Source organism: Actinomyces sp. oral taxon 171 str. F0337, assembly GCF_005696555.1.
Taxonomy (GTDB): Bacteria; Actinomycetota; Actinomycetes; order Actinomycetales; family Actinomycetaceae; genus Actinomyces; species Actinomyces oris_E.
In genome coordinates, this window is sequence record NZ_CP040005.1 from 1,005,293 (window position 1) to 1,016,664 (window position 11,372).

The 11,372-nt window shown below is 68.7% G+C and carries 6 protein-coding genes; 4 read left to right on the forward strand and 2 right to left on the reverse strand.

The window, feature by feature from the left end:
- Positions 1–46: 46 nt before the first annotated feature.
- From FBF36_RS04470 to FBF36_RS04485, 4 genes are read left to right on the forward strand one after another with little or no spacing between them, the layout of a single operon-like run.
- Positions 47–4,048, forward strand: a complete 4,002-nt coding sequence (locus FBF36_RS04470) for a CDP-glycerol glycerophosphotransferase family protein (RefSeq protein ID WP_009398423.1) — start codon at positions 47–49, stop codon at positions 4,046–4,048.
- Positions 4,045–5,949, forward strand: a complete 1,905-nt coding sequence (locus FBF36_RS04475; RefSeq protein WP_009398424.1) for a glycosyltransferase — start codon at positions 4,045–4,047, stop codon at positions 5,947–5,949. Before FBF36_RS04470 ends, FBF36_RS04475 begins: the two co-directional genes overlap by 4 nt.
- A complete protein-coding gene (locus FBF36_RS04480; RefSeq protein WP_009398425.1) occupies positions 5,946–8,333 on the forward strand; it encodes a hypothetical protein in 2,388 nt (795 codons plus the stop codon). The genes FBF36_RS04475 and FBF36_RS04480 overlap by 4 nt, the downstream gene beginning before the upstream one ends.
- A complete protein-coding gene (locus FBF36_RS04485; RefSeq protein WP_009398426.1) occupies positions 8,333–9,577 on the forward strand; it encodes a glycosyltransferase family 2 protein in 1,245 nt (414 codons plus the stop codon). The genes FBF36_RS04480 and FBF36_RS04485 overlap by 1 nt, the downstream gene beginning before the upstream one ends.
- A gap of 49 nt (positions 9,578–9,626) precedes the next feature.
- Here the strand turns inward: FBF36_RS04485 and FBF36_RS04490 are convergent, their stop codons facing one another.
- Both FBF36_RS04490 and FBF36_RS04495 read right to left on the reverse strand, forming a co-directional pair.
- Positions 9,627–10,403, reverse strand: coding sequence for a DUF6270 domain-containing protein (locus FBF36_RS04490; protein WP_034493482.1), 777 nt, complete (start codon positions 10,401–10,403; stop codon positions 9,627–9,629).
- Between the two features lie 2 nt (positions 10,404–10,405).
- Entirely contained in the window at positions 10,406–11,317 is a 912-nt protein-coding gene (locus FBF36_RS04495) for an ABC transporter ATP-binding protein (RefSeq protein ID WP_225792464.1), read from the reverse strand.
- Positions 11,318–11,372 lie beyond the last annotated feature (55 nt).

Consider the following 11,372-nt stretch of genomic DNA (forward strand, 5'->3'; position numbering starts at 1 on the left):
TGATTTTAATCCATAGAATGTTTTTAATGAAATAAAGGCGATTATCATGACCAAGGATGCTGTCCTCAGGAAGATGGGGCGCGTCGTTTCCGGCCGTTTGCAGCTGCCGGCCGCCACCAGGCTGGTGCGCTATGCCGCTGCCAGGGAGTATGAGGACGGCAACCTGGCGGAGGCCAGGCGCCTGTATGAAAAACTCTCTGAGGGTGCTCAGGACACTGCCACCCGGCTGCGCCTAGGGGTCATCGCCGAGCGTCAGGAGCGGTTCGAGGCCGCTCTGAGAACCTATACCGAGGTGGCCGACCATGACCCCGCCTGCGGAGAGGCCTTCTACCGTGCCGGCTGCCTCCTCAAACGGCAAGACGATCCAGAGGCGGCCTTCGTCTTCTTCTCGCGTGCCCTCTCCTCAGGAGTGCGAGACCGACGCTACTCGGAGCGCCTGCTCGCCTGCCTGCCTGCGAGCACCCCGCAGTGGCAGCGTCTGGAGGTTCTGCTCTCCGGTCTGCCCGAGCACGAGAACGACGCCGCCTGGCTGCGCAAGCTCCTTCAGTCTCAGCTCCACATGGGCTTGAACGGGCCTGCCAGGTGCACCCTGGATGCCCTGGCCAGCGTTGATCGGCTCAGCGCGCACGAGCTCTTCGAACAGGGGGTCATCGCTCACCGTGACGGTGATCGGGCCTGCGCCACTGCCAGCTTCGCGGCCGCTTGTGAGGCTGCCGGCGGCAAGGCGCGCAGCAAGGGGCCGGCCCAGTTCGCATGCTCCCGGGGCGACTGGAGGCTGGCGTCCGAGCTCTTCGAGATCTACCCGGGAGAGGGCTTGTCCAGGGGGGAGCTGGCCTATGAGCTGGCCTACTGCCTGGACCGTCTGCGTGAGCACGAGCGAGCGCAGGGGCAGTACGCCCTGGCCGCCTCGCTGGATACGGGGAACGGGAACACCCTTTACAAGCTGGGGCTCGCCTCGGAACGCATTGGCGACCTGCTCACCGCGGAGCGCTCCTACCAGGAGGCCCTGCGGACGCTCAAGAAGCCCGCACGCAGCTGGTGGAACTATCGCCGTGGGGTCTGTCTGGCGAGACTGGGACGCCACGCCGAGGCGCTGGACTCCTTCTGGTCCTACCTGGGGCCGGCCCCGCGCGGGCTGGCATCGGTGTCGCAGCAACCGGCCAGTACGGGCTTCCTCGAGCTCGTTCGCGCTAAGAGCACACCACCGCCTCGGCAGCGGCCGGAGGATCTTGTCGAGTCCACCATCGGCGAGATCATGCTGGGGCTTCATGAGGATCTCAGGACCCACGGCGGTACGGAGGGTCCCGGCACCGGTATGGAGATCCCGCCCGCCGTGGCGCGCACGGCGGCTCAGTCCATCCGCCGCATTCTCCCTCTGGTTCTCAAGGGGGACCGGAACCACCGCCTGGTCCTGGCCCAGCTGGCCCAGGACGCCGGGCAGGTGGAGCTCGCCTGCGAGATCCTCGAGCAGGCCGAGGAGTTCGGCTGCAAGGACGGGCTGGATCCGCGGGCCTATGGGCGCACCGCGGGAGCTGCTCGCAACATCCGCTACGCCGAGGCCCTGGAGGTCCTTCCCGTCAGCCCCCACCTGGTGCTGTGGGAGTCCAACCACGGAGCCTCGATCGGTTGCCACCCTCTGGCCGTCTTCCGCTGGATGGTGGACCGGCCGGAGTACTCCCACCTGCTCCATGTCTGGGCCGTCAACGACCTGGGCGCCATCCCGCCTGACCTGCTGGGGCGTCGCAACGTCGTCTTCGTCCCCCTGCACAGCACCGAGTACATGCAGTACCTCGCCACCGCCGGGTACCTCGTCAACAACGTCTCCTTCGCCCCCTACTTCGTGCGCCGTCGCGAGCAGCGCTACCTCAACACCTGGCACGGCACCCCCTTCAAGACCCTGGGGCGATCAATGCGGGGCGGTCTGCTCGACTACGAGAACCTGCAGCGCAACTTCCAGCTGAGCACCACGCTCATGGCACCCAACGAGCTCACCCGATGGGCCCTCATCGAGGACCATGATCTGCTCGACGTCTACCGGGGCCGCACCATCATCACCGGCTCCCCCCGTCTGGACACCTCGCTGACGATGAGCCAGGAGGACCGCAAGGCGCTTCGAGGCCGCCTGGGAATGGCCGAGGGGGACGAGCGCCGTCTGGTCCTGTTCGCCCCCACCTGGCGCGGCGGAGTCAGCAAGCGGGAGCTGGACCGTGAGGCCCTGGTCGCCGACCTGACCGCCATGGCCTCCCGTGACGACGTGCTTGTGGTCTACCGCGCCCACCGCCTCTCCGAGAAGCTGTTGGCCGGCGTCGATCTGCCGGTGAGCGTCGTGCCCAAGGACATCGACACCAATGAGTTGCTGGCCGCCGTCGACGTCCTGGTGACCGACTACTCCTCGATCCTCTTCGACTTCCTCCCCCAGAAGCGCCCCATCGTGCTCTACATGCATGACATCGAGGAGTACCGGGCCGAGCGGGGTCTGTACCTCGATCCCGCTCAGGTCCCCGGGCTGGCCTGCTATGACCGCGCTGAGCTGGCCTCAGCCATCGGGCGTGCCCTGGCCGGGGAGGGGGTCGCGGCCCGGGAGGCCCTCGCCCGGTACTGTCCCTACGAAGACGGGTGGGCCTCGGCGCGCCTGGCCCGATTCTTCTTCGACGACGACCTCGACCACGGACAGCGGGCTGTCATACGGGACCACGCACGTGACTCCGCAGCCGGCTGTGGCGCCCGTAAACGCCGGACACTCCTGTTCCACGCCTCCATGATCCCCAACGGGATCGCCTCTGCCCTCCTGGCGCTCCTGGAGGCGCTTGACCCGGAGCTCTACTCGGTGAACCTCATCGTCGAGCCCTCCGTCCTGCGCAGCAACGAGGACCGTCAGGAGATCTTCCGGCGCCTGCCCCACCACGTCCATGTCATCTGCAAGCCCGGTGCCGCGCCCTGGCGGATCCACGAACGGGCCTGCGTCAACGACTTCGCCCGCCACCCCGAGGCCTACGTCTCGCAGAGCTTCTGGGACTGCTACTGGGCGTACTACGAGCGCGAGACGCGTCGCATCCTGGGCGACTTCGTGCCCGACGCCGCCATCGAGTACGACGGCTACGCCGAGACCTGGGTGTCGCTCATCGCGGCCTGGGGGCGTCGAGGATCGCGCACCTCCTGCTACCAGCACAACCAGATGGACAACGAGTACCGGGACAAGTACCCCAATCTCAGGCGCGTCTTCACCCTCTACGGCGATGTCGACGCCGTCGTCGCCGTCAGCCCGGGCCTGGCCCGCCACAACCGCACCGGGCTGGCCGGTCTGGGCATTGATCTCTCCCAGCGCCAGCTCTCGGCCCGCAACCTCCTCGACGTCGAGCGGGTGCGCCTCGGGGCGCAGGCGCCCGCCCCCGACGCCTTCACCGAGCTGAAGAACGAGCACGACATCGTCCTTGCCACCATGGGGCGGATGTCGATGGAGAAGAACCAGGCGGCTCTCATCGAGGCGCTCGCCCTTCTGCGCAAGCAGGACGTCGTCGAGAACGGCGCTGAAGGTGACGGGGCTCATGGCCTGAGTGTCGGCCTGGCGATCGTCGGATCCGGGGTGCTCGAGGGGACGCTGCGAGGCCGGATCGACTCCCTGGGCCTGTCCGGGCACGTCGTGCTGCTGGGACAGATGGACAACCCGTTCCCGGTCCTTGAGGGAGCCGACCTGTTCGTCCTGCCGTCCTTGCACGAGGGGCAACCGGTCACTCTGCTGGAGGCGATGACACTGGGAACCGGAGTCGTGGCCTCCGACCTTCCGGGCAACCGGGAGCTGGTCGCCCTCGGTTACGGAGTTCTGAGCGGGACCTCACCCCACGACATCGCCCAGGCGATCCGCACGGCACTGGCCGACCCCCGACTCGCCCACGGAGACTTTGACGTCAAGGAGCACAACGCGCGTTCACTGCGGGACACTCTCGATGCGATACTCGGTCCCGACGCGCACCATCAGCGTCCCAAGGGGAAGGCGGCGTCCACAAGGAGGCGGCGCAGGCGTGCGGCCTCGCGAAAGGCGCCCGTATGACGCCTCGGACGGCCCTCGAGCTGCGGCGCGCACTGTGGCACCTGCGCCACTCCGGGCTGACGGGGCTGCGTGAGCACCTGCGCCGTCGTCGGGCGACGGCCTGGGCCCGCCCCCGCCGGTGGGCCTCCGGGCGACGGCACCAGACCCTCCTGCCGGACTGGCCCCTGCCCTCACCGCAGGAGACCGGACCTCGCCACGACGTCACCGTCGGGCTGATCGCCGATGAGTTCACTGCGCTCGCCCTGCGCTACGAGTGGCGCTCCGTGCCCTTGACGCCCACCGGCTGGCGCGAGCAGATTGAGCAGAGCCCCATCGACCTGCTCTTCGTGGAGTCCGCCTGGCACGGCAACGACGACGCCTGGCGCTTCCAGGTCATCGGCTCCCAGGGGCCCTCGGGTCACCTGAGAGAGATGGTCACCGCGCTGCGAGAGCGAGGAGTGCCGACGGTCTTCTGGAACAAGGAGGATCCCGCCCACTACGACGAGGCCATTGCGACTGCGGGCCTGTTCGACTGGGTCTTCACCACCGATGAGGCGATGGTGGGGCGCTACCGGAGCGACCTGGGACATGACCGCATCGGGGTCCTGCCCTTCGCCGCCCAGCCCGCGATCCACAACCCGATCCGCCTGCTGGACGATGCGGGTCGCCCCGCACCCCTGAGGGATGTCGCCTTCGCCGGCACCTACTTCGCCCACAAGTACCCCGAGCGACGCGCGCAGATGGAGATCGTCCTGGGCGGCGCCCTCGACGCGTCGGCTCGACTTCCCCGCGGGCTGGACATCTTCTCCCGGTACCTCGATGGCGATGACACCTACCAGTTCCCGACTCCCTGGGACTCGCACGTGCGCGGCAGCCTCACCTACACACAGATGCTCAGCGCCTACCGTGCCTACGGCGTCTTCCTCAACGTCAGCTCCGTGGTGGACAGCCCGTCCATGCTTCCGCGCCGCGTCATCGAGGTCCTGGCCTGCGGCACTCCTGTGGTGAGTACCCCGACGCCGGCCACCGACCGCCTCCTGCCCGCCGGAACCCTGGCCAAGGTCTCTGACCGCGCTCAGGCCGGGCACACCGTGCGCGCGCTCGTGACCAACCCGGCCCTCGGGGACTACATGACCTACCTGGCACAACGTGAGATCTGGGGCCATCACACCTACAGCCACCGCGTGGAGACCGTGCTGCGAGCCGTCGGCATGGGGGAGAGGGTGCGACGCCGGCCCACCGTCGCACCCCTGGTGTCCACCATCCGGCCCGAGCAGGTCGACCACGTCCTTCAGACCCTGGCCGGCCAGCAGCAGGTGACGATGGCGCCGGTCATCCTCACCCACGGCTTCACGGCCCGCGCCAGCAGCAGGGCCCGCGCCCGCGAGCTGGGCCTTGAGATCGACTGGGTCACAGCGGGGACCAGTACTCCTTTAGGAGCCTGCTACAACCTCATGCTCTCGCGGGTCGAGGCCGACTACATCGCCAAGATGGACGACGACGACCTCTACGGCGATCACTACCTCTTCGAGTCCCTCGCGGCGGCCGACTACGCCAGGGCCGACGTCGTCGGCAAGCACGCCCACTACCTGCACCTGTCGGGACCGGACCTGACGGTGCTGCGCTTCGCCGACTGGGAGCACCGCTATACGACTTTCGTCTCCGGACCGACCCTGGTGGCTCGTACGGACCTGGTGCGCGATATCACTTTTCCCGAGACGACCACCGGTGAGGACACCGGTTTCCTCAATGACTGCAACCGTGCCGGGGCTCGTATCTACTCGGCCTCCCGATTCGGTTTCGTCCAGCGACGTGGGACGACTTTCGGACACACCTGGGACATCTCCAACGCAGAGGTGCTGGCTACGTCCACCATTAGTCATTGGGGACCGCCCCACGAAATGGAGATGCCCACCTCATGAACGCCCGCAGCACCGAGACCTTGCACGTCGTCATCATCGGTTCCGCAGGTGATCAGGACACGCTTGACTCCCTTCACCAGGACCGGCCCGAAGGCGGGATCGTCCCCATCGGGTGCCCTGATCCGGCGGTTCTGGACCAGGTCCTCCGCCCCCTGGCCGCGGGGACCCGGGTTCTGTTCCTCAGGGCAGGAGACCTGCTCGAGCCCGGCTATCTCACCTCATTGGCTCAGCACGGCCCGGGTGAGACCGTCGTGCTCACCCCGACCGTGACCATCCGCCCCGACGGCGCCCGGGACGAGCGGCTGCAATGGCGCTTCAAGCACGGCAGCCGCAGCGCCGACCTGGCCGCCGAGCCCCACATCTTCCCCGACACCATGAGCGGAGTGGTGCTCACCATCCCCCGCCACGGTCTGCAGGACTGGGGCGGCTCGGGAGCCCTCCACGGCGTGGACAGTGCCGTCGGTGCTGAGGGCACCGTCGATGATGACGAGAACATCGGCCTGAGCGGACTCATCGCCCACGTCGTGGCCACCGGCAACCAGGTGGGACTCCACGACGGCCCGGCCGTTATCCGCCACGCCCCCAGGCCTCCCGGCCCCTGGGGAAGGATCAGCCACTACCGCCACCTGCTGGGTGCCGTGCTGCCGGCGTGGCTGCAGGCCGACTGCCCCCTGCCCGCCTGGGTCCACCAGCTCATCATTCACCGCCTCATCCAGGTCACCGACGCCGACCGCGGGCTGCGCTACCCCTCGGCCGGGCTCACAGCTGCCGAGCGCGCCGAGGTGGCCCAGCTTCTGCGCGCCGTCACCCGGCGCGTCCCCGCCTCCCAGATCGAGGCGTACTGCTCCACGCCGCTGGCCGTGGGGCGTCGCACCGCCCTGGTCGCCATGACCGCAGGCCCCATGCCCGCCCCGATCCTGCCCTCGGGACGCAGGTTCCGCAGCGACCAGAAGGCCACCTACTTCTACACCGGTGACATGCCCCAGGAGCAGTGGAAGGTGGATGGCGCCTGGGCCCAGCCGACCTGCGCCAAGACGGTCGATCACCGCTACTTCGACGACGTGGTCCTCCGCGAGCGCATCGTCTGGTTGCCCAAGGGGAGGATCACCGCCGTCATCAACGGTCAGGAGCTCCCGGTGGCCCCCTACCGGGGCGACCCCAGGCCGCCTGAGACGATCCCCGGTCGAGGCCGCCAGGGAGCGTCCTCACCCGGGCTGCGTCGGCGCCTGGCCCGGCTTTTCGGTCCCAGCGGCCATCAGGAGCACCGGCAGGCCAGTGGCACGTCACCGGACCCGGACGCCTTCTCCGGGGTGTCCTCCTCGGCGCCCTCGCCGTACACCGCCTCGTCCCCCTCCGACTGGCCCCGCACCTGGCTCTACATGGACCGCCACGACAGCGCCGGCGACAACGCCGAGCCGCTGTACCGCTATGCCCGCACCCACGCGCCCAGCGTCCGGCACATCTTCGTCCTCGAACGCAGCTGCCCGGACTGGGAACGCCTCGCACAGGACGGCTTCGTCCTCCTGGACCCGACCGGCCCCGGATTCGACGCCGCCTGGAGCGGTGCCGAGACCATCCTCCTGTCCGACATCGGTGACCCCCTCATCAAGGGCCGCCTCACCGGTGAGGGCATCGGCCCCGACCAGCGCCTCGTCTTCCTCCAGCACGGTGTGACTATGCGTGACATGTGGCGCTGGTTCAACGGCGCCCGCCTGGACGTCGTCGTGTGCGCCACCGACGCCGAGCAGGCCGGACTGACGGCGGACCACACCTCCTACACCCTCACCGACCGAGAGGTCTGGCGCACGGGCTTCCCTCGCCATGACCACCTCTACAGCCTTCTGGGACGTGAGCGTGACAGCATCCTGCTGGCCCCCACCTGGGACCCGGAGGTCTCACGCGCTCTGGAGAGCGACCCTGACGCCGTCGGACTCCTCAGCGCGCTCTACCGGCCCTGGCTCGAGCTGGCCGCTGGCCTGACCCAGGCCGGCCACCGCACCGTCCTGTTCGCCCATCCCAAGCTGGTGCCGCACGCCCCCGAGTGGTTCGGGGCCCTGGGCGTTCCCGCCGTCACCGGCCGCGACCTGCCCGAGACCCTGGCCCGCTCCTGGGCGGTCGTCTCGGACCGGTCATCCGTCCTCGACGAGGGCATGATCGCCGGCTGCGTCGGCATCGTCTGGGACCCCCGCGGACGGCCGGACACGGACCGCTACCGCTCCCGTCACGAGGCCATCGGAGCCATCGGTGTCGACACCTCCGCGCAGGTGCATCAGGTGGTGGAGGACGTCGTCGCCGGCCGAGTCACCGCCTCGGAGGACCTCATCCTGCTCGACGCCGGAGCCTGCGCCCGCCTCACCGCGCTGCTTCGACGCGACCTGATCTGATGCAGGCCCCGGTGCCGGTGGCCCGACGGCCGGGCCGCCGTCCGCCCCTGGTCAGCCTCGTCATCCCCGTCTACGGTGTGGCCCCCTACCTGCCCCGCTTCCTGAGCTCGCTCGACGCCCAGGACCACCCGCACAACCGCCTCCGGATCGTGCTCGTCCTGGACGGGGCCTGCGACGACTCGCCGCGAGTCTGCCGAACCTGGGCGCGGCGAACAGACCTCGACGTCGAGATCGTCGAGACGGGCAACGGCGGACAGGGGCGCGCCCGAAACCTCGGGATGGCACGGGCCCGAGGGCAGTGGATCGGCTTTCCCGACCCCGATGACTGGCTCGCCCCCGACTTCCTCACCCGACTCCTGGCCGCCAGGCGCCGCGGCGACGTCCTCCTGGCCGGCCGCACCCTCATTCACCAGGACGGTGCTGAGACGCCCCACCCCCTCGACTTCCGCTTCCAGGGCGGGACTGCTCGGGCCGATGCCGCCCGTCAGCCGCAGGCCATCCAGCTCTCCGTCCACGAGTGCCTCATCCGGGCCGACCGGGCGCTCGCGGCCCGGTTCCCCGAGGACCGCGAGGCGCCCACCTTCGAGGACGCGCTCTACCTGGGGCGCATCCGAACCGGTGGAGGCCGTATCGTCTACGTGCCCGAGGCCGTCTACCACTATGACAAACGGGTCTTAGGCGACTCCACGGTTCAGACCGCCTGGTTGCGCCCGGGCCGCTACGTCGCTCAGATGCGCACGCGCTACCACGCCCTTCTCGATGCCGCCGGTGGTGCACCTTGGGCTCAGCAGACGATCCTGTACGACCTCGGCTGGTACTTCGGGGTCGTCGATGCCGGTCGGATGCCCACCGAGCCGCCGGGACTGGGGGAGGTGCACGCGGCGGAGATGCGTGAGCTGGTGCAGCGCCTCGACTCCGAGCAGATCATCCGCAGCCCCTGGGGGAACCTCCGTGCCCGGGACCGGGCCCGTCTCCTGCTGTGGAAAGGACGCCCCGAGGTGGCGGTGGTGCGCGACGGAGAGATCCTGGAGCTGTGCACCGTCGAGCCTCCCGGCCGGCAGGCGGCTCCCCTTCGCTACGCCGGCACCGACGTCGGCTGGGTCCTCACCGGGGCTGAGGCGGCGCAGCGTTACTCCGGCGGGGACGTCCCCCGCATCCCCCTGTGGCCCCGCCGGCCACGGCTGGGTCAGACGCACCCAGCCAGGACGATGAGTCTCCCGGGGCTGCTGCGACGTCGTCGCTGAGGCGGGCATCTCTACGGGCCTGACGCCGGCCTGCTGCACGAGGCGGAGCTCAGAACGCCGGGGCGAGGTCGCGCGGAGCCGGAGCGATCTCCAGCTCTTCGGCGACCCATGAGTACAGGGAGGCGGCGTAGTGGAAGGGTGCGGCTCCCCAGCGGTGCGCGTCGTCGGCCACGACGAGCTCATCGGGAACCTGGAGGATCCGCAGGTCGGTCTCCTGGCGGACGAGGTCGACGTAGCGGGTCATGACCCAGTTGGCCTCCATGGCCGTCTGTCCCCAGCTCGGGACGGTTGACATGCCCGAGGTGGTCCTCGTCGCCCAGGGAACGTTGATGAGGATCGTCCTGCTCGCCAGGTCGAGCCGCTCCAGGAGACTGTGGAAACGCAGCAGGGCAGGCCGCCACAGATGCAGGTGCTCCGCCGTCCCCAGCTCGAGGAACCTGGCGGGAAGCCCCTCGTAGAGACCGGCCGTCAGCGCTTCCGTCGAACGTGTCAGGAATGTCCCGGGGGCCGTCTCCAGGACGCCGAGACGCTCGTCGGTCAGGTCCCACAGCAGGAGATCGGTGTACGAGGCAACGGCCGTCAGCTGCGCCTCCAGATTGCCCACCATGTCGGACAGGAAGGAACGACGGGCGAAGGACGATCTCAGCAGGGACAGATCGAGATCGCCGACGTCGGCCGGACGCCCCGCACTGATGAGGGACTGGCGGGCGATGTAACGCTCCACGCTCCATCCCCGCTGCTCCATCTCACGTGCCGCGTCCCTGGCCACACAAGAGCCGTAGACCGTGATTCGTCCTGCTGTCTTCGTGCTTTCCTCACTGCGCATGGTCATACTCCTCGAGCGTGTCGGTAGGGCAGCGTGCGGCTCTCCGAGCGTTGGATCCGCACTCCTGCCGGTTTCCACTTCTCCCGGCACGTGGCCAGAATCGTGGCGGCCTTGTCCGGTTTGTCCTTGGCGATGTTCCAGGACCACCATCGGTAGTCATGGGCGATCTGGGGGCCCGGACCATCGCCGATGAGCTCGCCGTCCACGAGCCACAGCGCCCGGGTGCACATCTCCTCGATGACCTGCGCGGCATGGTTGACGATGAACACCGTTCCGGCTGCGCGCCGCAGCTCGGTCATCTTGTTCTCGCTGCGCTCCTTGAACGCGGCGTCGCCGGTGGACAGGGCCTCATCGATGAGAAGAATGTCCGGGTTCGCTGAGGCGGCGATCGCGAACCGTAGACGTGAGGACATCCCCGAGGAATAGGTCTTCATCGGGCGATAGATGGCCTTCCCGATCCCGGCCAGCTCGATCACCTCCGGAATGATCGCCTCGACCTGCTGAGGACTCATCCCCATGGCCAGACAGCCCAGGCGCACATTGCGCTCACCTGACAGGTCTGGGATGAGAGCCGCATTGACGCCCAGGAGTACCGGATTGGAACGGGCACTCACCGTTCCCGAGGTCGGCGTCTCCAAACCGCCCATGATGCGAAGCAGCGTGGACTTCCCCGCACCGTTGCGACCCAGGATCCCGATCGACTCCCCGGCGCGCGCCACGAACGAGATCCCCTTGAGGGCGTCGACCCTCACTTTCGGTCTCTGCCCCGTCAGCCCCAGAAGGATCTTCTGCGCCATGGACGCGGTGTGCAGGTCCTCGGCGTCGGTGGAGGGCGCCCGGTAGCTCACCCGAATGTCGTCGACGACGACGGTGGCGGTGCCGATGCCGGCCTCGTGACCGTCAGCGGCGGTCATGACCGCGGGATGCGAATCGGTGTCCGGGGTCATCGTGACGATGGGGCAAGGCGTC